The following is a 19869-nucleotide window of genomic DNA, read 5'->3' as shown; positions in this document are numbered from 1 at the left end:
GAGTCTGGCCCAGTGCGCGGGGCTGCGTCAGCCCAGGACGTCCCGCAGCGCGGCGAGGACGACCGGCCACGCCGCCGAGGCGGGATCGATCAGCTCGAAGTGCCCGGTGTCCGGGACCTCGACCAGCGACACCCCGGTCCGGGCGCAGTAGCTCCGCGCCACCTCGACGGGCACGACATCGTCGAGGGGACCGTGCACGACGACGGTGGTGGCGGCCGGGGTGCCGAGCACAGCGGGGTCGGTCGCGGCGAACCGGTCGGGCACGGTCGTCGGGCTGCCGCCGAGCAGCTCGCGGACCACCCCGTCGCTCAGGCCGAGCCGGTCCACCGCAGCCAGGTCGGCGGCCGGCGCCAGGGCCACCACCCCACGGACCAGCGGCGGACGTTCCGTGCGACCGGGCGCACCGGCGGGGAGCTGGTCCCGCACGGCGGCCCACAGGGCCAGGTGGCCGCCGGCGGAGTGCCCGACGTAGGCGACGGAGCCGAGGTCGACACGGTCGGCGAGCGCGACCTGCACGGCGTCGATCGCCGCGCCGACGTCGGCGAAGGTCGACGGCCAGCCCCCGCCACCGCCGACCCGGCGATACTCGACGTTCGCGACGGCGACACCCTCGGTGGTCAGCGCGTCGACGACGGCGCCCAGATGGGTCCGGTCGTACGCGACGCGCCAGAAGCCGCCGTGCAGCAGCACGACGAGCGGCGGTCGGGTCGTTCCCGGTGGGAACGTGACGTCGACGACCTGGTCGGGGTGGTTGCCGTACCGGAGGGTCTCCACACCCGGACAGTACGCAGCGTGCACGGCATAGTGGCGGGATGGACGACAAGGACACCCTGCTGCGGTACCTGCGGGCCCAGCGGACGAGCCTCGTAGGCAAGCTCGACGGTCTCGGCGAGTACGACATCCGACGGCCGATGACCCCGACGGGTACCAACCTGCTCGGGCTGGTCAAGCACGTGGCCAGCGTCCAGCTGGGCTACCTCGGCGCGGTGTTCGGGCGTCCGAGCGGGCGGGACCTCCCGTGGGAGGCCGACGACGCCGACGTCAACGCGGACATGTGGGCGACCGCCGACGAGACCCGCGAGGAGATCCTGGAGCTCCACGAGTTCTCGGCGGCCCACGGCGACGCGACGATCGAGGCCCTGCCGCTGGACGCGCCGGGACAGGTGCCCTGGTGGCCCCAGGACCGACGGGACGTGACGCTGCACCAGATCCTGGTGCACCTGTGCGTCGAGACGGCCCGCCACGCGGGCCACGCCGACATCGTGCGCGAGCTCGTCGACGGCGCCGTCGGCAGCCGGCAGGACGACCCGAACATCCCCACGATCGACTGGCCGGCCTACCGCGAGCAGCTCGAGGCTGCCGCGCGGCAGGCCGCGGCCGGGTCTACGCGTCCGTGAAGTCGCAGCTGATGACGAACCGGATCGGCTTGTCGAACGTATAGGTGCGGTCTCCCTCGTTCGCGTCGCCCAGGTCGCTCACGAAGTACGTCTTCCCGGTCTTGATCACCACGAACGCGACCGGCGACGGCTTGGTGTAGGTGCGCACACCGTGGCCGACGGCCGCCTTGGTGCAGTCGTAGACCCCGCCGTACTCCCACGTGGTCGGGTCGGCCTGCGGGTCGGTCCGGCACGCTGCGGCCGGTCCGGCCGAGGCGAGCAGTGCGGCGCCGGCGAGCGCGGCAGCCGTGAGCGACATGCGGAGACGTGCCATGAGTTCCCCCTGATGGACGGCGGACACCGCGCGTGTCGCGGTGTCCGGTTTGTCCACGTTAGAGGCGAGGGTGCCGAGGGGAGAAGGCTGGACCTGCAGGTTCACCCAGCCACGGCGGGACGCGCACGGCCGGGGGTGAGCAGGATGGCGACGCTGAGCACGAGGACCCAGGCGGGGAACACGAGCTGCGCCCACTTGTTCTGGCCGGCGACGAGGAGCAGCACGAGTGCGACCGCGTAGCCGCTGAACGGCACCCAGCGGGGCACCGCTGCCGTGCGCAGCGCGACCGTGCTCACCGACAGCGTGAACACCGCGGCCATCCGCATCGCGTACACGGAGATCAGGGCCTCCGTCGTGCCGCGCCCGAACGTCCAGACACCGCCGTCGAGGTCGGGTCCGGACACCATCGCGACGAGGCTCGTCGCGGTCACCGCGCCCTGGAACAGCATCGCGAGGAAGAGCAGACCGCTGCCCAGGAACACGGTCGAGAAGAGACGGTCCTCGACCTCGCCCAGCTGGTCGCGGACCACCCCGATGAACCAGAGGAACGCGATCCCGGCGAACGGCACGAGATTGAGGGCGAGACGCACGAGGGCGCGCCGGCCGGGGTCGAGCTCGATCTGGCCGACGGTCTCGCCCGCGACCGCGAGCCGCATCAGCACGAGCGCGGCGATGAGGAGCACCGCGAAGACGATCCCGGCGACCGCGGCGGACCGCCGGCTGCGCCAGCGTCGCGCTGTGAGGGCCGGCTCAGGGGAGGTCACCCGCCCATCCTGGCAGGGCGCGGTCAGGCGTAGGGGTCGGTGATCTCCCGGAGCCGGAGCAGAGTCTCACGCAGCGCCGCCATGCGCCGGGATCCGAGGTGCTGCTCCCACTCGGACTCCATCGCAGCGACGACTCCTGCCGCAGTCTCCTGCGCCGCGGCGCCGCGCTCCGTGATCCGTACCAGGCGGGCGCGCCCGTCGGCCGGGTCGGGAACGCGCCGGACGTAGCCGGTGCGCTCGAGCTGGTCGACCAGGAAGCCGGCGGTCTGCTTGGTCACCTGGGCCTGCTCGGCGAGGTCGGTGAGCCGGGTGCCGTCGGGGCCGATGCGCTGGAAGACGCGGGCCTGCGCGAGAGTGATGTCGCTGTACCCGACCGAGGCGAGCGTCGTGAGCACCCGAGACTCCATCGCTCTGTAGGGGAGGAAGAGCAGCAGCCCGACGTTGGGCGACGCATCCACGACGACTCCTTGACGTTAGTCAGTGTCACTGTCTAATCTAGACAGAGTATCGTACTAATGGGGTGCGGGATGGATCGGGACGCGACGTGGCGGGTCATCGACGCCGAGCGTGCCGCCCTCGCCTCGATGCTCACCTCGCTCAGCGACGACGAGTGGCAGACGCCATCGCTCTGCGCGGGGTGGACCGTACGCGACGTGGCCGCTCACGTGATCTCGTCGCCGCAGGCCACCGCGCGAGATGTCGTCCGGTCGATGCTGGCGGCTCGCGGTGACGTCGACCGCGCCCTGTTCCTGGAGGCCACCCGGTCATCGACCCGTCCGACGGACCAGATCGTGGACGACTACCGGCGGTTCGCCGGGTCCCGCAGGCACCCGGTCGGCACCACGTACGTCGACCCGCTGATCGACGTCCTGGTGCACACCCAGGACATCGCAGTCCCGCTCGGGCGCCGCCACGCGATGCCCGCCGATGCCGCCGCGGTCGCCGCGACGCTCGTGTGGCGGCGGCCGTTCCCGTTCCATGCCCGTCGGCGCCTCGCGGGGTACCGGCTCGTCGCCACCGACACGCGGTGGTCGGCGGGCCGAGGGCGCCCGGTGGAGGGTCCGGTCGAGGCGCTCCTCCTGCTCCTCACCGGGAGGACCGCCGCTGTCAGGAAGATCCCCGGGACCTCGGTCCTGCAGCTCGCCGCCGGCAAGGGAGTCAGGTCGTGAACGCGTTCGCACAGGTCGTCGCGGTGCTGGTCTCGCTCGTCCTCGTCGTCATGTGGGTCCTCGAGGTCTTCTTCCACGACCGCGAGGCCCTGTACCCCATCTTCCTCATCGAGCGGGAGGACGTGCCCGCCGTCCGCATGTGGGCGGTCAACGTCGGGTTCTACAACCTGTGCTTCGGTCTCGCGGGACTGCTCGGTGTCCTGCTCCTGCACGTCGGGGACCCAGCGGTGGGCCGCGCGCTGGTGCTCGTCGTCTGCGCGAGCCATGTGCTCCTCGGCGCGGTCCTCTATGTCTCCGAGCGCAGGCTGTGGATGAGTGCCTTGGGCGAGAGCGTGCCGGCGCTCGTCGTGGTGGTCGCCACTCTCGCCTGACCGAGTGCGTGCCGGTGGGTGCGTCCTACCGGGGCGCCCCGCCGCGGACGAACGCGTCCCGCGGGTGCTGCACGCTGGCGAGCGAGACGATGTCCCGCCCGAAGACCGCCGCGGCCAACCACACGGCCAGCACGCGGACCTTGCGCTCCCACGTGGGGACCGCCAGGACGTGGTAGCCGCGGTGCATGACCCACGCGGGGAAGCCACGGATGACGAGCCGCCGGTACTGGAAGACGCCCTGGCCCAGGCCGAGGGTGGCCACGACGCCCAGGCTCTGGTGCGCGTAGTCCTTCGGGGTCTTGCCCCGCAGCACGGCGGCGACGTTCGCCGCGAGGTGCCTGCCCTGGCGCACGGCGTGCTGGGCGTTCGGGACGGTGCGGGCACCGGGGGTGCCGACGGCGATGTCCGGGACGGCGGCGTCGTCCCCGGCGGCCCATGCGTCGGGCACCGCGGCCTGCGCCGTGCCGATGCGCAGGTCCGCGCGCACGCGCAGAAAGCCTCGGTCGTCGACCGGGAGGTCCGTGTGCTGGGCGACCACCGGGTTCGCGGCGTTGCCGGCCGCCCAGACGATGAGCTCGGAGTCGAACTCCTGGCCCGTGGAGAGCACGACGTGGCCGCCCACGGCCGAGACGAGCTGCGTGTTGAGGTGCACGTGGGCGCCACGTTCCTCGAGCGCGCGCACCACCCACCGTCCCGGCTCGTCGGTGACCTCGGGCAGGATCCGTCCCGCGGCCTCGACGAGGTGGAAGCTCAGGTCCGCGAGCGAGAGCTCGGGGTAGGAGCGCAGCAGTGACGTGGCCAGCGACAGCAGCTCGCCGAAGCCTTCGACGCCGGAGAAGCCACCCCCCACGAACGTCACGGTCAGGAGCCGCTGCCGCTCGGGTCCGGGCGGCAGGACGGAGGCGCGGTCGAACGACGTGAGGAGCGTGTCGCGGATGGCGACGGCCTCCTCGACGTGCTTCATGCCGATGGCATGCTCGGCGATCCCCGGGATGGGGAACGTCCGGGTGACCGCCCCGGCGGTGATCACGATGACGTCGTAGCCGAGCTCGACGTCGCCGCCGTCGGCGGGCCGGACCTGCAGGGCACGGCGCGCGTGCTCGACCCGGGTCACCTCGCCCGCGACCACCGTGCTGCGACGCAGGTGCTTGCGCAGGGAGACCGCGGCATGACGGGCCTCGACCGACCCGGCCATCACCTCGGGCAGGAACGGCTGGTACGTCATGTACGGACGCGGGTCGATGACGGTGATGTCCGCCTCGTCCGGGCGCAGCGTCTTCTCCAGGTTCCACGCGGCGTAGAAGCCGGCGTAGCCACCGCCGACGATCACGATCTTCTTCTTCATGTGTGTCACACCTTCTCGACCGCGCAGGGCGCCGGAACGTGACAGTCTCAGGCGAACTGCCGCATCTTGCTGGGGCTGACGACGATGTAGACGTGCTCGATCCCGCGCTCGGAGCCGTCCAGCACGACGACCGCCTGCGGCTCGCCGGTCTCCGAGGTGACCAGGAGAGCGGCGCCCCCGTTGGCCTCCACGATCCGCAGGGTCGAGTCCTGCCAGTACTTGCGCAGGATGTTGTCCAGGAACGTGACGGTCCGCGCCGCGCCGACCAGCTCGACGCGCGACGCGTGCACCTCACCGCCGCCGTCGGGCCGCACGACGACGTCGTCGACGAGCAGGCGTTCCAGCCCGTCGAGGTCCCCGGCCCGGGCCGCCGCGACGAACGACTCCAGCAGCCGGCGCTGCTGCGCCGGGGACGCGGGGGCCGAGCGCTCGGAGTCGAGGTGCTCCCGCGCCCGTCGCGCCACCTGCCGGGCATTGACCTCCGAGGTGTCCAGGACGTCGGCGATCTCCCGGTAGGAGTACCCGAACGCCTCCCGCAGCACGTAGGCGGCACGTTCCGTCGGACCCAGCTTCTCCAGCAGGAGGAGCACCGCCAGCTCGAGCGCCTCCGCCTTCTCGGCCCCCAGCGCGGGGTCCGCGCTGGTGTCCACGGGCTCGGGCAGCCACGGGCCGATGTACGTCTCGCGCCGCGCGTGCGCCGAGGTGGTCGCGTTGATGGCGAGCCGGGTCGTCGTGGTGGTGAGGAACGCCGCGGGGTTGCGCACCACGCGGCGGTCCGTGCTCTGCCAGCGCAGCCACGCGTCCTGCACCACGTCCTCGGCCTCCGCGACGCTGCCCAGCATCCGGTAGGCGAGTCCGAACAGCCGCGGACGCACGTCCTCGAACGCGGCCAGGTCCGACTCCGGGACGTTGGCGTTGGACCCTGCCGCCGGCGCGCCCGGGTTGTCGGTGGTCTCGCTGGTCACCGTCACAAGATAGGGGTCACCGGGCGGACCAGTCCTGGAGGCGGGTGCTCCCCAGCGTCGCCTCGCCCAGCGGGACCAGGGTGTCCTCCTCCAGCACGGCACCGAAGTACGTCGCCGCAGGGTCCGTCACGACCGCGCGCGCGTCGTCGCGGGCGGCCAGGAAGCGGCGGCCGAGGTCGTCGAGCCGGAACCGCTCCGGACCGGCGATGTCGACCCGGCCGTTGGTCGGAGGGCCCACGGCGACATCCCGGAGCGCCGCGGCGACGTCGTCCGCGGCCATCGGCTGGATCAGCACGTGCGCCAGGCGCACGGTGGAGCCGTCGGTGGCGGAGTCGACGATGCCGGCGACGAACTCGAAGAACTGGGTCGCGTGCACGAGCGAGAACGGGATCGGGGAGCTCTCGATGAGCCGCTCCTGTGCGATCTTCGCGCGGAAGTAGCCGCTGTCGGGCAGGCGCTGGGTGCCGACCACCGACAGCGCCACGTGGTGCCGGACGCCCGCGACCGCCTCGGCGGCCAGCAGGTTGCGGGTCGAGGTCGTGAAGAACTCCAGGACCGCCGCCGCCTCGAAGGACGGGGAGTTCGACACGTCGACCACGACGTCGGCGCCGGTGATCGCCTCGGCCAGCCCGTCGCCGGTCAGGGTGTTGACGCCGGTGCCGGGCGACGCGGCCACAGCCCGGTGGCCGGCGGCCGCGAGGAGTGCGACCAGCTTCGAGCCGATGAGCCCTGTGCCTCCGATGACGACGATCTTCATGGGTGAACCTCCGGTGTCGGTGACCGGCGATGCGCTGGTCACCACGTTCGACCGGGCAGGGCGCCCAGACGTGACACCGGCCCGCGCGCACGTCAGGCGCGGGCGCCCAGGGTGTGCCGGACGTGCTGCACGAACGTGAGGTCACCGGCGCCGTCGCGCATCGCCTCCAGGGTGTCGACGACCTCGGCGCGCAGTGCCGGCCGGTCCGCCTCGGGCACGGCCTCCCACATCGCTCGCTGACCGTGCGACCAGGAGAACCGCAGGAAGTGCTCCGGGTCGTCGAACCGCGCCTCGACCTGACCCCCGACCGTCCGGACGTCGGCCAGACCAGCCCCACGGAACAGGTCCTCCATCCCGGAGTCGGAAGCGAAGGGACCGCGTCGCCCGCTGGTGCGGGCGTCGAGCATCGCCGCAGGGAGGAACGGGTCGAAGAGGGCGTCGACGCTGCGCCACCGCTCGTCCTGGCTGCCGAACGTGGTCACGCCCAGCCGTCCGCCGCTGACGAGGAGGTCGGCCCACGCGCCCAGTGCTGCGGCGGGGTCCGGCAGGAAGAACAGCACCAGGCACGACGCGACCACGTCGAAGGACGCCGGTGGCAGGGCGGGTGCGCGGGCGTCACCGACCCGCACCTCGACCTGCGGCAGGTCCGACAGGTCCTGGCTCGTCAGCTCGACCATCCGCGGGGCGAGATCGATCCCCAGCGCGTAGCCGTCGGGGCCGGACGCCTGAGCGAGGGGCCGCAGCGCAGCGCCCCGTCCGCAGCCGACATCGAGCACCCGTTCGCCGGGCCGGACCGCCAGCTCGGCGACGAGACCCGCGGCGATCGGCTCGAACCACGGCACCCCCACGCGGTCGTACGTGTCCGCAGCCCGGTCGAACACGCCGGCGATACCGTCCGGGGATCCCATGCCGTCACCCTGCCAGCACCGAGGCTGCCGGGACAGGGTGCAGCGGCGTGTCCGGGCCGCGTCCCGGCGTGCGCCGACGGATCCTGGGGCGATGAGCGCACACACCCACGACGTCGTGCCCGCGTCACCGCAGGTACGTCGGCACGCTCGGCGGGTGTTCACCGCGATCCTCGTCCCCGCACTGCTCGTGACCCTGGTGGGCGCGTGGGTGCTGTGGCCGACCGGGGAGCGGCCCGTGCTGGAGACGTCTCCGCCGGGCATGACGTTCCCGACGGTGACCGTGGTGGAGGTCTTCCCGAACGCTTCCGACCCGCTGCGCCAGGTCCGCGCGGCGACGGCGGACGGGACCAGCGCCTGGGTCCAGGTCCCGCCGGAGTACCTGCCCGAGATCCACCCGGGCGACCGGATCATCGCCGCCGACCTCGGAAGCATGGGGACGCCGGAGTCGGGCCTCGTCTTCACGGACTTCGTGCGCGGCCCGCCGCTCGGTCTGCTCGCCGCGGTGTTCGCGGTGCTGGTCGTCGCGGTGGCCCGGTGGCGTGGGTTCGCGGCGCTGGTCGGGCTCGGCATCTCGATGGGTGTCATCGGGGCGTTCATGCTGCCGGCGCTGCTCGAGGGCAAGCCGGCCCTGCCGGTGGCGCTGGTGACGTCGTCGGCCATCATGTTCGTCGTCCTGTACCTCGCGCACGGCTTCACGTTCCGGACGTCGACGGCGCTCGTCGGCACGCTCCTCGGCCTGCTCGCGACCGGGTTCCTCGCGACGTGGGCGAGCGGTGCGGCGCACCTGACCGGCCTGTCGGGGGAGTACGCGCTCGACCTGCTGTCGTACGCCCCGCAGGCGCGGATGAGCGCGATCCTGCTGTGCGGCATGGTCATCGCCGGGCTCGGGGTGCTCAACGACGTGACGATCACGCAGGCGTCCGCGGTGTGGGAGCTGCACGGCAGCTCGCCGGGGGCGGGCTGGCGCGAGCTGTTCGGCCGCGGCATGCGGATCGGCCGCGACCACATCGCGTCGACCGTCTACACGATCGTCTTCGCCTACGTCGGCGCGACCCTGCCCCTGGTCCTGCTGGTCAGCATCTCCGACCGCTCGATGCTCGACGCGCTGACCAGCGGGGAGCTGGCCGAGGAGGTGGCCCGGACGCTCGTCGGGTCGATCGGCCTGGTGCTGGCGATCCCGCTCACGACGGCGATCGCTGCCTGGGTCGTGCGGTCCGGACGGCCCGCGGCGGTGGCCGAGCCGGAGCCCGCTCTAGTGGACGTGGCTGTGCGCTGAGGCGCGGCGGAGCTCCGCCGGCGCCTGCGCAAGGGCCACGCCGGCCGCGATGGCGGTGGTGAACGGGATGGCGAGGATGAGGCCGATGGCACCGGCCAGGGTGCGGACGATCTCCTGGGCGAACTGCCCGCTGGTCAGGGTCTGGCCCAGCGGCAGCTCATAGATCTGCAGCAGCAGGAGGACCGGCAGGGAGGCGCCGGCGTAGGCGAAGGCGATGGTGTAGATCGTGGATGCGATGTGGTCCCGGCCGATCCGCATGCCGCCCGTGAACAGGCCACGCCAGGTCGCGCGCGGGTCGACGGCGCGCAGCTCCCACACCGCCGAGGCCTGGGTGATGGTGACGTCGTTCAGCACGCCGAGACCGGCGAGCACCACGCCGCAGAGGAAGACGCCGCGCAACGCCGCCGCCCCGTTGTCGCCGAGGAGCGCCGCCAGCCGGTAGTCCTCCTCGGTCGTCGCGCCGGTCAGGTGCGCCGCGTCCGCACCGAGAGCGCCGAGCGCTCCGACGAGCAGCAGCCCGGTGAGGGTGCCCAGGAGCGCCGTGCTGGTGCGCAGGGAGAACCCGTGCGCGAGGTACAGCACGACGGCCATGATCACCGCCGACCCGCACAGCGCCAGCACGACGGCGTCCTCCCCGGCGATGAGCCCCGGCAGGACGTACTGCCACAGCACCACGAACGCGAGCACCAGCCCCACGATCGCGCGCACTCCCCGCCACCCGGCGACGAGCGCGGTGATCAGCACGAAGGCCAGCGCGAGGGTGGCCAGGGGGACACCGCGGGCGAAGTCGGACCACGCCCACGCCTCGGGCGCTCCGTCGGCCGCCGGGTAGTGCTGGACGACGATCCGGGTCCCCGCAGGGACGTCCGCAGCGGTGAGCGTCGCCGTCGCCCACACCTCGATGTCGGAACCGGACTGCGCGCCGGACGTGACGGTCGCGAGGACCTGGAGGCACGGCACCTGGTCGGGCTGCGAGCCGTCCGGCAGACGGTCCTCGACCGTCGACTCGCACTGCTCGGTCCTCGTCCCGGTGACGGTCGCGGTGACGTGCTCGACGCCGACGTCGACGAGCCCGGCGCGCTGCCCGGTCCCGCCGTCGTCGTGCGGCCACGTCAGGATCATGCCGACGACCGCGGCCAGCAGGAGCGGTCCGAGCACCAGGCCGAGCACGAGCGCGGCGCGGGACGCGCTGGGGGAGCGGCGGCGGCGGGTCGGCGGTGGGGCGGTCGGCTCGTCCGGTGCGATCACGGGGTCGATTGTGCATGAGCGAGGCGCCGAGCCCGAGGGCTGCGGCGCCTTGCCGTGCGGGTCCTAGCGGGGGTCGACGTTCTGCTCGTCGATCCCGTCGGCCTTGATCTTCTCGGCATCGGTCAGCTCGGCCTCGGCCTCGGCCCGGACATCTCGGACCACCGGGGTGTCGTCGTCGCCGACGTCGTGGACGATCCTGTCGTCGCTGTGCATCTCGACCTCCTCGTCGTTCGGCCTTCGTGCGAGAGGCGAGCGTAGGACCGGTTCGGCGTCCGCGCGCGCCGAGCGACGGACGTCCAGGTCAGGTGCCCAGGAGCCACCGCAGCGTGCGGGCGTTGCGCACGGCGTTCCCGCCTCCGTCGTTGTTGAAGTAGGCGAGGACGTCGTGGCCACCGTCCGACCACTCGCGCATCCGGTCGGCCCACCAGCGCAGGTCGTCGTCGGAGTAGGAGCCGCCGTAGAGGTGCTCGTGGTCCGGGCCGTGCAGCCGCACGTAGACGGTGGGTGCGGTCGCCCGCAGCACGCACGGGAGGTGGGCGCCGCTCATCACGACGTTGGCGGCGCCGTGCCGCTCCAGGATCGCGAACACCTCGTCGTCCTGCCATGACGGGTGCCGCAGCTCGACGGCGACGCGGACCCAGTCGGGCAACGCACCCAGGAACCAGTCCAGCCGTGCGTCGTCGCGCTCCTGGTCCGGCCGGAGCTGGACGAGCAGCGCCTCGCGCCGGTCGCCGAGCTGGTGCCACGAGCGCGCGATGCGGTCCGACCAGCCCTCGGGCGCGTACAGGCGCTTGGCGTGGGTGAGGCCGCGAGAGGCCTTCACCGACATGCCGAACCCGTCGGGGAGCCGTCGCCGCCAGCCGGCGAACGTCGAGTCCCGGGGCCAGCGGTAGAAGCTCGCGTTGAGCTCGACCGTGTCGAACTCGTGGACGTAGCGGCCCAGGCGCTCCCACGACGGAGCCCGGGTGGGTACAGGACGTGCTCCCAGTGGTCGTAGGACCAGCCCGACGTACCGATGCGGATGCTCACCTTCGGATGAAACCTCCCCACTCAGCGCGCGGACCGGACGAATCACCCCTAGATTCACTCGTCGCCGTACCCGGCGCATCATCACCGTGAGGAGCCTCATCATGACCCCCGCAGGCATCATCTCCGCGATCATCATCGGCGCCATCATCGGCGTCCTCGGCCGCCTGGTCGTCCGCGGCAAGCAGAACATCTCGATCCTCGTCACGATCATCGTCGGCATCGTCGCCGCGCTCCTGGGCACCTGGCTCGCGGGCCTCGTCGGTGTCCAGACGACGGACGGCATCGACTGGATCGAGCTGCTCTTCCAGGTGGTCCTCGCTGCGATCGGCGTGGCGATCGTCGCGGGCTCGGGTCGTCGTCGCTGACCTGACACCGTCCGACGAGAGCGGTCCACCGGCGGGGTGGGCCGCTCTCGCCGTCCCGGGATGCGAGTCCGGCTCGCTCGACCGACCATGAAGCAGCCGAAGAAGTCCGGCGTGATGACGGACGTACTCGCAGGAGCAGACGTGTCCTTCCCCGCGCAGCAGCAGCAGCCACCCGGCCTGACCGAGCCGATGAGCCCGACCCCGGACCACGGGGAGACCAGCTACGAGGGCCACGGGCTCCTGACCGGCCGGCGAGCGCTGATCACCGGCGGTGACTCAGGTATCGGGCGGGCGGTCGCCATCGCGTACGCCCGGGAGGGTGCCGACGTCGCGATCGTCTATCTCCCGCAGGAGCAGGTGGACGCCGACGAGACCGTGCGGTGGGTCGAGCAGGCCGGCCGACGGTGCGTGCAGGTCCCGACCGACCTGACGGACGAGCAGGCGGCGCGGGCGGCTGTGAAGAAGGCGGTCACCGAGCTGGGTGGGCTCGACGTCCTGGTGAACAACGCCGGGTTCCAGATGGCGCGCCGGGAGTCCATCGCGGACATCACCTCGAGCGACCTGGACCGGACCTTCAAGACGAACCTGTACGCGCTGTTCTGGGTCACGCAGACGGCCCTGGAGCACATGGGCGAGGGCGGCGTCATCCTCAACAACTCCTCGATCCAGGCGTACCAGCCGTCCGAGACGCTCCTCGACTACGCGTCGACGAAGGCGGCCATCAACAACGTGACGGTCAACCTGGCCGCCGAGCTGGGCTCGCGCGGGATCCGCGTGAACGCGGTGGCACCCGGCCCGATCTGGACGCCGCTGCAGCCGGCCACCCAGTTCTCGGAGAAGGTCGAGAAGTTCGGCACGGACACCCCGCTCGGACGCGCGGGCCAGCCGGCCGAGGTCGCACCCGCGTTCGTGTTCCTCGCCGCCGACTCGACCGCGTCGTACGTGTCCGGGACGGTCCTCGGGGTCACCGGCGGGAAGCCGGTCTTCTAGCCCTGGTTCACGACGGGGTGTCCCTCGGACGCCTGCACGACCACGAAGCCCGCGCCCGTGAGGCCGAGCTGGTAGGCCTCGCCGGACCCGCGCCCGATCGCGGCGCCGAGCTTGGCGGTCTTGCGGACCGTCGACTTCAGCGAGGTCGACCAGAGCACCGCCGCCTGCATGTCGACGAAGGTCGGGACGTCGACCTGCAGGACCACCGGGGTCCCGTACGCGGTCACGGCCAGCGCGCCGGTACCGGTGAAGGTGGTGTTGAACAGCCCGCCGGACAGCATCGAGGCGCCCTCGACCCGGTTGATGTCCCAGGTCAGGGTGCTCTCGAACGCGAGGATGGCCGACCCGCTGACGGTCACGCTCTCGCCCTCGAGGTGGACGATGAAGATCTCGTCGGCGTCCTGGGCCAGGAAGACGTCACCGCTGCCCGACACCTTCATCAGGGACATGCCCTCGCCGGTGAAGGCCTTCTTGAACATCTTGGCGACGCCGCCGCTGCCCTGGTAGTTGAAGTCGACCTCGCCCTGGTAGGCGACCATCGACCCCTGCTTGGCGTAGAAGAACCCGCCGGTACCGGCGAGATCGACCTTGAGCATCCGCCCGTTCTGGAGCACGAAGCTGCCGGGCTCGGTGGACAGTTCCGCATTCTGCAAGAGTGAGCTGCGCATCGACGCATGCTATCGGCCGGGCCACACTGGTCGGGTGGTCGACAGCCCGGTCCCACCGCCCGCCAGCTGCCCGATCGGGTGGCAGCCGCAGGCGCTCGCGCCCGTCTTCTGGGGCGTCCGCTCGCTCGGGCCGGCCGACGGTGCACCCGTCGACCTGCGGATCTTCTTCCCGAGCCTGGACGGCGCCGTCGAGTCCGCGCCGCTGCTCGAGGGGTGCGGGCGGTACCCGGTGGTGCTCTTCGCGCACGGCCACTGCGCCCAGGACACCGACCACTACCGGCGCTGGTTCCTCATCCCGGCCATGCTCGCGCGCAGCGGCTACGTGGTGGTCGTCCCGCGCCTGGCCGGCAACGAGGGCGGGCAGAACCCGTCGGTGCCCGAGCACCCCGACGAGGCCACGCTGGACGCGGTGCTCGACTGGGTGCGCACCGGGTGGGAGCACCGGGACGTGCTGCTCCCGCCCCCGGCGACGGGGGTCGTCGGGCACAGCTTCGGCGCGATGCTGGGCGCCCGGTTCGCGCTCGGGCGCGAGATCGGCGCGTACGCAGGGCTGAGCGGCGGATGGCAGGACTGGTTCGGCGGGTCACCCTTCCCGTTACCGCTCCTGGACCTGCCGACCCTGCTGGTCTGGGGCCTGGGCTTCGACCTGTTCAGCCAGCTGACCGAGGCGCAGTGGCAGGGGATGCACCGGCCGCGGCACCGGGTGGTGTTCGACGAGGGCGAGCACTGGGACTACCTGAGCGAGCAGATCGACGTCCCGTGCCGGCCGGGAGCGGGCGTGTGCACGGAGATCGCCGGTGCGACCGCGGACCTGGTGACGATGTTCTTCGCCCGGTACCTGCCGCCCGAGCTGGCCACCAACCTCGCGGTCGAGGTGCCCTCGTCGCTGGTGCCGCCCGAGCTGGACCTCACCCCCGAGCAGGAGTTCTTCGCCGGCGGGTTCCTCGGGGGCTTCCACCGCCTGGGCGGTCAGCCGCAGTGCGGGGTGACGGTGTCGTCCGACAGCGAGCGGCTGCTCGCCAACCGCCGCACCCACGAGACGCACTCCCTGGACCACCCGTGCGTGTGGGTGTCGAGGATCGCGGCGCGCAACCGGTGGCCCGTCGGCGCGCGACCGGCCGGGTACCACTGGTGCGACGTGTGCTTCCCGAGCCGCGCGGACGGCTGACTCGCGCCGCTCAGCGGGGGCGCAGGACGCAGGAGTCGTTGCCCTCGCACGCTCGTCATGGCTCCGTTCGGCGGCTACCGGGTCGACGCCTGCCCGGTGAGCCCGCGGGAGTGCAGGACGTGACGCTCCAGCGGCGCGAAGACGACGAGCTCGATGACGATGCCCACCAGGAAGATGAGACCGATCGACGCGATGACCAGCGACATGTCGCTGGTGACCCGCCCGAGGTCGAGGATCTGGCCCAGCCCGGTGCCGAGCCCCGTCTGGACGATGAGCTCGGCGGCCATGAGCGAGCGCCACGCGAACGCCCAGCCCTGCTTGAGCCCGCCGAGGAACCCGGGCAGCGCGGCGGGCAGCAGCACGAACCGGATCCGCGTCCACCCCGTGGCACCGAGCACCTGGCCGACGCGCAGGTACAGCGGCGGCACCTGGTCGGTCCCGGCGAGCAGCCCGTTGACGATCGACGGCACCGCGCCGAGCAGGATGACCGCGTACATCGTGGCGTCGGTGAGCTGGAACCAGATGATCGCGGCCGGCACCCAGGCGACCGACGGCAGCGACTGCAGGCCGGTGATGATGGGGCCGAACGCGCGGCGCAGCAGAGGGGAGGCGGCGAGCGCGATCCCGATCGCGACGCCGACGACGACCGACATCGAGAAGCCGACCGCCGCGCGCTGCACGCTGAGGGAGACCGCGCGCCACGCCGAGCCGTCCTGGATGGTCCCGAGGAGGGTCTGCCACGTGTCCGCCGGGCTGGGCAGCGCGTACGGCGGCTTGAGCTCGAGCAGGTAGGCGACCTGCCACACGACGAGCAGGGCGCCGAGAGCGGCGAGCACGGGCCAGACCGCCCGCCACGCCGACTGCCAGGCGGAGCCGCGGGGTGCGGCGACCGGTGTCTCGAGCGCGTCCAGCCCCGCGGCGAGGTCGTCGTCCGTGGTCCTGCGCGTGGGTGGCGCTGTCGTGTCAGTGGCCATGGCGGGCGATCTCCTGTCGCAGGTCCTCGGTGATCTCGGCGCTGAGCCGGGACACCGCGGGGTCTTCGATGCGGCGTGGCTGGGGGATGTCCACCGCCCACTCGCGGGCGACGCGTCCGGGCCGCGACGACAGCAGGACGACGCGCTGCCCGAGCCGCACCGCCTCGCGGACGTTGTGCGTGACGAAGATGACGGCGCGGCCGGTCTCCGTCCAGATGCGCGTGAGCTCCTCGTGCAGGACGTCACGCGTGATGGCGTCGAGAGCCGCGAACGGCTCGTCCATGAGCAGGAGGTCACCCTCCTGGGCCAGCGCCCGGGCCAGGGCGACGCGCTGCCGCATACCGCCCGACAGCTCGTGGACCCGCTTGGGTCCGGCACCCTCCAGCCGGACGAGCGCGAGCAGGCGCTGGGCCTCGTCGCGCCGCTCCGCGCGGGCGACCCCCCGCAGCCGCAGCGCGAGCTCGACGTTCCCCGCAGCCGTGAGCCACGGGTACAGCGCGGGCTCCTGGAACATGAGCGCCGGCCGGCCGCCCGGCACCTCGACGGTGCCGGCGACGGGCTTGTCCAGCCCCGCGACCAGGGACAGCAGCGTCGACTTGCCGCAGCCCGACGCCCCGAGCAGGCAGACGAACTCGCCGGGCGCCACGGTCAGGTCGATGCGGTCGAGCACCGGGGGTCGCGAGGCCTCACCGAAGTGGTGCGTCACCCCGGTCAGGCGCGCCGCGACGGCGGCCGGGGCCGTGGAGCCCTGGCCGCCGACCGCCGTCACGGTGGTGGTCACTTGCCCGACGCCCCGAGGCCGCCGTCGGAGACCGGCTCCTGGTCGTTCTCGGCGAGCACCTCGTTGAGCAGGGTCAGGTCGTAGATGCCCTGCAGGTCGGTCTCCTTGGAGGTCCCGGCGGCCACGGCGTGGTCGGCGGACGTCTGGAGGCTGGACGCGATCGGGTCGAGCGTGATCCGCAGGTTGCCCCACGCCCGGTCCAGCACCTCGGCGGACAGCGGCTTGCCGCTGAGCTTCTCGATCACGGTGTTCGACAGGGTCTTGGCCTCGTCGGGGTTCGCCGCGATCCACTCGGACGTCGCGTACTCGGCCTCGAGCAGCTTCTTGACCGTGCCGGGGTACTTGGACAGGTACTCCGTGGCCACGATCAGGTGCGTGGTGACGAAGTCCCCGTCGGGCCACAGCTCCTTCTCGTCGAGCAGCACGTGCGCGCCCGCGTCGACCACGAGCCGCGACGCCCACGGCTCCGGCAGCCACGCACCGTCCAGCTGTCCGGCCTTGAACAGGTCGAGGGTCTGGGAGTTCTCCTGCGGCGTGATGGTCACGTCACTGGCGCCGCCGGTGAGCGACGTCTCCAGCCCTTCGTCCGCGAGCCAGGCGCGCAGCGCGACGTCCTGCGTGTTGCCCAGCTGCGGGGTCGCCAGCGTGGTGCCGACGAGGTCCTCGGGGGAGTCGATGCCCTCGCGGACGACCAGCTGCGCACCACCGGAGGTCGCACCGGAGACGATGCGGACCGCCTCGCCGTTCGACTGCGCGAACGCGTTGATGGCCGGGTTGGGGCCGATGAACGTCGCGTCGATCGCGCCGCCGAAGAGCGCCTCGACCGCGGCCGGGCCCGCGTTGAAGATCGAGGTGGTGAGCGTGGTGTCGCCCAGCGCCTCCTGGTAGGTGCCGTCGTCGACACCGACGAGGGCGACGGCGTGCGTCAGGTTGGCGAAGTAGCCGAGACGGAGCTCCGGGGCCTCCGCGAGCTCGGCCGGTGCGGCCGACGCGTCGGCGCTGGAGTCGGCAGCCGGCTCCTCGGCCGCGGATGAGGAGCACGCGGCGAGGGAGGCGAGGAGGCCGGCGGCGACGAGGGCGGCGGTCAGACGGGCGGGACGGGCGGTCATGTCAGGTCCTTGGGGGTCGCGGGTCGAGTGGGCGGGCGGTCGTCAGGGACGACATCGCCGCGCAGGCTCGGTGCGCGCGGGCTGAGCAACGTGGGGCCGGCTGGGCGCCATGAGGGTGAGTCCTCCGCGGGGGACGGGGGTGGAGGGCACGCGCGTCGCACCGAGTCGTCGTGGGGATCGACGAGGGCCGGGCGTCGGACGCGCGGCCGGGGGACAGTGCCGCGTTCAGACGTTCCGCGGACAGCAGGGGCGCGCGGAAGCCGTGAGGACGTGACAACACGTCGAGGCGGCGCGGCGGGTCTGCATGAGATGAGGATGGCCGTCGGAGAGCGTCTGCGACAGGACCGTCTCTAAATGTGGACAACGCAGGTCGGAATACGAGACTAAACCCGACGTGCCCACGCACTGCGCGGCGCCTACGGTCGGATGCACCGACCACGAGGAGGACCCGTGCGACTCGTCCTGCTGGCGGACACGCACCTCCCGCGCCGCGCCCGCGACCTACCTGCGGAGGTGTGGGCGGCGGTCGACGCCGCGGAGGTCGTCGTCCACGCGGGCGACTGGGTCTCGGAGGCCCTTCTCGACGTGCTGGCCGAGCGGTCCCGCCGCCTCGTCGCGTGCTACGGCAACAACGACGGACCGCGTCTGCGCGCACGCCTGCCCCTGGTGGACCGGGTCGAGCTGGACGGTCTGCGGCTGGGCGTCGTGCACGAGACGGGACCCGCCACCGGCCGGGAGCGCAGGTGCGACGCCGAGCACCCCGACCTGGACGTGCTCGTGTTCGGGCACAGCCACATCCCGTGGGACACGGTCACGCCGCACGGGCTGCGGCTGCTCAACCCGGGTTCGCCCACGGACCGACGCCGCCAGCCCTTCGCGACCTACATGACGGCGACCGTGGCCGATGGACGGCTGGACGACGTCACGGTGCACCGCCTGACCCGCACCTGACCCGACCTCCGGTTGCGCATCAGGCGGGCCGTGCGAACGTGGTGCCGAGGCTTGCTCCAGAACCGGGCGGGTGCACGCACCAGGACGGATCTCGACGATGAAGCTTCCCGCACCACGGGGACCCCTCGGGGCGTCCCTGACCGACCTGCTCGTGCATCCGCCGCGCGACACGGACGACGTCGACGACGCGGTGCTCAGCCGGTGGCGCGACGCCGCGACGGTCGCCGACCCGGTGACGGACGACGACGTCCAGCTGACGCTCTGGACGCTCTACGCGCTGCACTACCGCGGGTTCGAGGGCGTGGACGACGCGTGGGAGTGGGATCCCGACCTGCTCCGGCTGCGGCGCGTGCTGGAGAACGCGTTCGAGGCGGCGCTCCGCCACCAGGTACCCGCCCCGACAGCGACGGCCGCCGAGCGTGAAGCCGTCGCGGCAGCGCTCTTCGCGATGACCGCGCCCGCACCGGGACCGAGTGTCGCCCGCTACGTCAGCAGGTCGGCGGACGCGACGCAGGCGGAGGAGTTCCTCATCCACCGGTCGCTCTACACCCTCATGGAGGCCGACCCCCATACGTGGGCGGTCCCGCGGCTGTCCGGGGCGCCCAAGGCGGCGCTGGTCGAGGTGCAGGCCGACGAGTACGGCGGTGGCCGGCCGGACCGCATGCACAGCGCGCTGTTCGCCCGCACGATGCGCGGGGCAGGGCTCGTCGACGAGTACGGGTACTACGTGGACCGGCTGCCGGCCGTCACGATCGCCGCGCTCAACCTCATGTCGCTGTTCGGGCTGCACCGCCGGTGGCGGGGAGCGATCGCGGGCCACCTCGCGGCCTTCGAGATGACGTCGTCGCTGCCGAACCGGCTGTACGGGGACGGGTTCCGGCGGCTCGGGCACGACGCGGGGACCACCGACTACTTCGACGAGCACGTGGAGGCCGATGCCGTGCACGAGCAGATCGCGGGTCGGGACCTGGCCGGACGGCTCGCGGAGCAGGAGCCCGAGCTCGTCGGCGACATCCTCTTCGGCGCCGCGGCCTGCCTGTACCTCGACGAGCTCGTCGGCCGGCACCTGCTGGACGCCTGGTCGGCCGGCACGTCCTCGCTGCGTGCGGCATGACCGGCCACGCGCCCCAGCCGGCGACGATCGAGGCGTGCCCGAACGGCCCGCTCCTCGTGCGCGGGGACGTGGAGCTGGTCGACAGCGACGGCAACCCCATCGAGCGGCGCCGACGGACCGTCGCGCTGTGCCGGTGCGGCACGTCGGCCATCGCGCCGTTCTGCGACGGGAGCCACAAGGCGATCGGATTCGTCACCCCCTCATGAG

Annotated in this window: 24 protein-coding genes and 1 pseudogene; 10 read left to right on the top strand and 15 right to left on the bottom strand. The window is 72.5% G+C overall.

Translation table 11 applies throughout. The annotated features are described in order from the left end of the window. Window positions 1-27: 27 nt before the first annotated feature. Complete coding sequence (locus ASD16_RS08120; RefSeq protein WP_200942881.1) at window positions 28-774, bottom strand: S9 family peptidase; 747 nt, start codon at window positions 772-774, stop codon at window positions 28-30. A gap of 38 nt (window positions 775-812) precedes the next feature. On the opposite strand from ASD16_RS08120, the gene ASD16_RS08115 reads away from it, so the two are divergent. Next, window positions 813-1397 (top strand): DinB family protein, encoded by a 585-nt coding sequence (locus tag ASD16_RS08115; RefSeq protein ID WP_055915176.1) that lies wholly within the window; start codon window positions 813-815, stop codon window positions 1395-1397. Here ASD16_RS08115 and ASD16_RS08110 read toward each other — a convergent pair. From ASD16_RS08110 to ASD16_RS08100, 3 genes are all read right to left on the bottom strand, one after another. After that, window positions 1384-1710, bottom strand: coding sequence for a hypothetical protein (locus tag ASD16_RS08110; RefSeq protein WP_157453821.1), 327 nt, complete (start codon window positions 1708-1710; stop codon window positions 1384-1386). The two genes, ASD16_RS08115 and ASD16_RS08110, sit on opposite strands and share 14 nt — an antisense overlap. A gap of 101 nt (window positions 1711-1811) precedes the next feature. Next, the gene (locus ASD16_RS08105) at window positions 1812-2474 is read right to left on the bottom strand and encodes a hypothetical protein (protein WP_055915170.1); all 663 of its coding nucleotides are present in this window, start codon (window positions 2472-2474) and stop codon (window positions 1812-1814) included. A 23-nt stretch (window positions 2475-2497) separates the two neighbouring features. Then, window positions 2498-2932, bottom strand: coding sequence for a MarR family winged helix-turn-helix transcriptional regulator (locus ASD16_RS08100; protein WP_235523168.1), 435 nt, complete (start codon window positions 2930-2932; stop codon window positions 2498-2500). 69 nt (window positions 2933-3001) lie between these two features. Between ASD16_RS08100 and ASD16_RS08095 the strand changes: the two genes are divergently transcribed. Then, window positions 3002-3643 carry a maleylpyruvate isomerase family mycothiol-dependent enzyme gene (locus ASD16_RS08095; protein WP_055915167.1) on the top strand — a complete coding sequence of 214 codons (642 nt, stop codon included), beginning with the start codon at window positions 3002-3004 and terminating at the stop codon, window positions 3641-3643. Continuing rightward, window positions 3640-4014, top strand: coding sequence for a DUF1304 family protein (locus ASD16_RS08090; protein ID WP_055915165.1), 375 nt, complete (start codon window positions 3640-3642; stop codon window positions 4012-4014). The genes ASD16_RS08095 and ASD16_RS08090 overlap by 4 nt, the downstream gene beginning before the upstream one ends. Before the next feature lie 25 nt (window positions 4015-4039). On the opposite strand, the gene ASD16_RS08085 is transcribed toward ASD16_RS08090, so the two are convergent. The 4 genes from ASD16_RS08085 to ASD16_RS08070 all read right to left on the bottom strand — a co-directional run bounded on the left by ASD16_RS08085 (window position 4040) and on the right by ASD16_RS08070 (window position 7989). Next, complete coding sequence (locus ASD16_RS08085) at window positions 4040-5359, bottom strand: NAD(P)/FAD-dependent oxidoreductase (RefSeq protein WP_055915162.1); 1320 nt, start codon at window positions 5357-5359, stop codon at window positions 4040-4042. A 47-nt stretch (window positions 5360-5406) separates the two neighbouring features. Beyond that, entirely contained in the window at window positions 5407-6324 is a 918-nt protein-coding gene (locus ASD16_RS08080) for an RNA polymerase sigma-70 factor (protein WP_082570722.1), read from the bottom strand. A 16-nt stretch (window positions 6325-6340) separates the two neighbouring features. After that, entirely contained in the window at window positions 6341-7081 is a 741-nt protein-coding gene (locus ASD16_RS08075) for an SDR family oxidoreductase (RefSeq protein ID WP_055915159.1), read from the bottom strand. A gap of 92 nt (window positions 7082-7173) precedes the next feature. Then, the gene (locus ASD16_RS08070) at window positions 7174-7989 is read right to left on the bottom strand and encodes a class I SAM-dependent methyltransferase (protein ID WP_055915156.1); all 816 of its coding nucleotides are present in this window, start codon (window positions 7987-7989) and stop codon (window positions 7174-7176) included. Window positions 7990-8080: 91 nt separating this feature from the next. On the opposite strand from ASD16_RS08070, the gene ASD16_RS08065 reads away from it, so the two are divergent. Beyond that, window positions 8081-9265, top strand: a complete 1185-nt coding sequence (locus ASD16_RS08065) for a YibE/F family protein (protein WP_055915152.1) — start codon at window positions 8081-8083, stop codon at window positions 9263-9265. Here ASD16_RS08065 and ASD16_RS08060 read toward each other — a convergent pair. From ASD16_RS08060 to ASD16_RS08055, 3 genes and pseudogenes are all read right to left on the bottom strand, one after another. Beyond that, complete coding sequence (locus ASD16_RS08060) at window positions 9242-10513, bottom strand: YibE/F family protein (RefSeq protein ID WP_235523167.1); 1272 nt, start codon at window positions 10511-10513, stop codon at window positions 9242-9244. The genes ASD16_RS08065 and ASD16_RS08060 overlap by 24 nt on opposite strands. Window positions 10514-10576: 63 nt before the next feature. Beyond that, entirely contained in the window at window positions 10577-10726 is a 150-nt protein-coding gene (locus tag ASD16_RS21695) for a hypothetical protein (RefSeq protein ID WP_157453820.1), read from the bottom strand. 88 nt (window positions 10727-10814) lie between these two features. After that, a pseudogene (locus tag ASD16_RS08055) lies at window positions 10815-11542 on the bottom strand (DUF72 domain-containing protein). 101 nt (window positions 11543-11643) lie between these two features. On the opposite strand from ASD16_RS08055, the gene ASD16_RS08050 reads away from it, so the two are divergent. Further along, on the top strand, window positions 11644-11907 hold the full coding sequence (locus tag ASD16_RS08050; protein ID WP_055915150.1) for a GlsB/YeaQ/YmgE family stress response membrane protein: 264 nt from the start codon (window positions 11644-11646) through the stop codon (window positions 11905-11907). 87 nt (window positions 11908-11994) lie between these two features. Further along, entirely contained in the window at window positions 11995-12897 is a 903-nt protein-coding gene (locus tag ASD16_RS08045; RefSeq protein WP_055915147.1) for an SDR family oxidoreductase, read from the top strand. On the opposite strand, the gene ASD16_RS08040 is transcribed toward ASD16_RS08045, so the two are convergent. Then, a complete protein-coding gene (locus tag ASD16_RS08040) occupies window positions 12894-13565 on the bottom strand; it encodes an AIM24 family protein (RefSeq protein ID WP_055915144.1) in 672 nt (223 codons plus the stop codon). The two genes, ASD16_RS08045 and ASD16_RS08040, sit on opposite strands and share 4 nt — an antisense overlap. 34 nt (window positions 13566-13599) lie before the next feature. On the opposite strand from ASD16_RS08040, the gene ASD16_RS08035 reads away from it, so the two are divergent. Then, window positions 13600-14733 carry an alpha/beta fold hydrolase gene (locus ASD16_RS08035; RefSeq protein WP_055915141.1) on the top strand — a complete coding sequence of 378 codons (1134 nt, stop codon included), beginning with the start codon at window positions 13600-13602 and terminating at the stop codon, window positions 14731-14733. Between the two features lie 74 nt (window positions 14734-14807). Here the strand turns inward: ASD16_RS08035 and ASD16_RS08030 are convergent, their stop codons facing one another. The 3 genes from ASD16_RS08030 to ASD16_RS08020 all read right to left on the bottom strand — a co-directional run bounded on the left by ASD16_RS08030 (window position 14808) and on the right by ASD16_RS08020 (window position 17597). Next, the gene (locus ASD16_RS08030; protein WP_055915138.1) at window positions 14808-15707 is read right to left on the bottom strand and encodes an ABC transporter permease; all 900 of its coding nucleotides are present in this window, start codon (window positions 15705-15707) and stop codon (window positions 14808-14810) included. Next, window positions 15697-16422: an ABC transporter ATP-binding protein gene (locus tag ASD16_RS08025; RefSeq protein WP_235523210.1), complete on the bottom strand. Its 726-nt coding sequence runs from the start codon at window positions 16420-16422 to the stop codon at window positions 15697-15699. Before ASD16_RS08025 ends, ASD16_RS08030 begins: the two co-directional genes overlap by 11 nt. 62 nt (window positions 16423-16484) lie before the next feature. Next, window positions 16485-17597 (bottom strand): ABC transporter substrate-binding protein, encoded by a 1113-nt coding sequence (locus ASD16_RS08020; protein WP_055915132.1) that lies wholly within the window; start codon window positions 17595-17597, stop codon window positions 16485-16487. Window positions 17598-18047: 450 nt separating this feature from the next. On the opposite strand from ASD16_RS08020, the gene ASD16_RS08015 reads away from it, so the two are divergent. The 3 genes from ASD16_RS08015 (at window position 18048) to ASD16_RS08005 (ending at window position 19868) form a co-directional block, all read left to right on the top strand. Beyond that, window positions 18048-18548, top strand: coding sequence for a metallophosphoesterase (locus tag ASD16_RS08015; protein WP_055915130.1), 501 nt, complete (start codon window positions 18048-18050; stop codon window positions 18546-18548). 97 nt (window positions 18549-18645) lie between these two features. Next, on the top strand, window positions 18646-19662 hold the full coding sequence (locus ASD16_RS08010) for an iron-containing redox enzyme family protein (protein WP_055915127.1): 1017 nt from the start codon (window positions 18646-18648) through the stop codon (window positions 19660-19662). After that, on the top strand, window positions 19659-19868 hold the full coding sequence (locus ASD16_RS08005; protein ID WP_055915124.1) for a CDGSH iron-sulfur domain-containing protein: 210 nt from the start codon (window positions 19659-19661) through the stop codon (window positions 19866-19868). The genes ASD16_RS08010 and ASD16_RS08005 overlap by 4 nt, the downstream gene beginning before the upstream one ends. Window position 19869: the final 1 nt, after the last annotated feature.

The sequence above is a fragment of the Cellulomonas sp. Root485 genome, from assembly GCF_001426705.1.
Classification (GTDB): Bacteria; Actinomycetota; Actinomycetes; order Actinomycetales; family Cellulomonadaceae; genus Cellulomonas.
The sequence above is the reverse complement of the archived record's forward strand: the minus strand, read 5'-3'. Positions and strand labels throughout refer to the sequence as shown.

Excerpts from the sequence above, each read along its gene's own strand:
- ASD16_RS08115 (WP_055915176.1), top strand. The coding sequence starts at position 813 with ATGGACGACAAGGACACCCTGCTGCGGTACCTGCGGGCCCAGCGGACG.
- ASD16_RS08110 (WP_157453821.1), bottom strand. The coding sequence starts at position 1,710 with ATGGCACGTCTCCGCATGTCGCTCACGGCTGCCGCGCTCGCCGGCGCC.
- ASD16_RS08095 (WP_055915167.1), top strand. The coding sequence starts at position 3,002 with ATGGATCGGGACGCGACGTGGCGGGTCATCGACGCCGAGCGTGCCGCC.
- ASD16_RS08085 (WP_055915162.1), bottom strand. The coding sequence starts at position 5,359 with ATGAAGAAGAAGATCGTGATCGTCGGCGGTGGCTACGCCGGCTTCTAC.
- ASD16_RS08075 (WP_055915159.1), bottom strand. The coding sequence starts at position 7,081 with ATGAAGATCGTCGTCATCGGAGGCACAGGGCTCATCGGCTCGAAGCTG.
- ASD16_RS08070 (WP_055915156.1), bottom strand. The coding sequence starts at position 7,989 with ATGGGATCCCCGGACGGTATCGCCGGCGTGTTCGACCGGGCTGCGGAC.
- ASD16_RS08065 (WP_055915152.1), top strand. The coding sequence starts at position 8,081 with ATGAGCGCACACACCCACGACGTCGTGCCCGCGTCACCGCAGGTACGT.
- ASD16_RS21695 (WP_157453820.1), bottom strand. The coding sequence starts at position 10,726 with ATGCACAGCGACGACAGGATCGTCCACGACGTCGGCGACGACGACACC.
- ASD16_RS08050 (WP_055915150.1), top strand. The coding sequence starts at position 11,644 with ATGACCCCCGCAGGCATCATCTCCGCGATCATCATCGGCGCCATCATC.
- ASD16_RS08045 (WP_055915147.1), top strand. The coding sequence starts at position 11,995 with ATGAAGCAGCCGAAGAAGTCCGGCGTGATGACGGACGTACTCGCAGGA.
- ASD16_RS08040 (WP_055915144.1), bottom strand. The coding sequence starts at position 13,565 with ATGCGCAGCTCACTCTTGCAGAATGCGGAACTGTCCACCGAGCCCGGC.
- ASD16_RS08030 (WP_055915138.1), bottom strand. The coding sequence starts at position 15,707 with ATGGCCACTGACACGACAGCGCCACCCACGCGCAGGACCACGGACGAC.
- ASD16_RS08020 (WP_055915132.1), bottom strand. The coding sequence starts at position 17,597 with ATGACCGCCCGTCCCGCCCGTCTGACCGCCGCCCTCGTCGCCGCCGGC.
- ASD16_RS08010 (WP_055915127.1), top strand. The coding sequence starts at position 18,646 with ATGAAGCTTCCCGCACCACGGGGACCCCTCGGGGCGTCCCTGACCGAC.
- ASD16_RS08005 (WP_055915124.1), top strand. The coding sequence starts at position 19,659 with ATGACCGGCCACGCGCCCCAGCCGGCGACGATCGAGGCGTGCCCGAAC.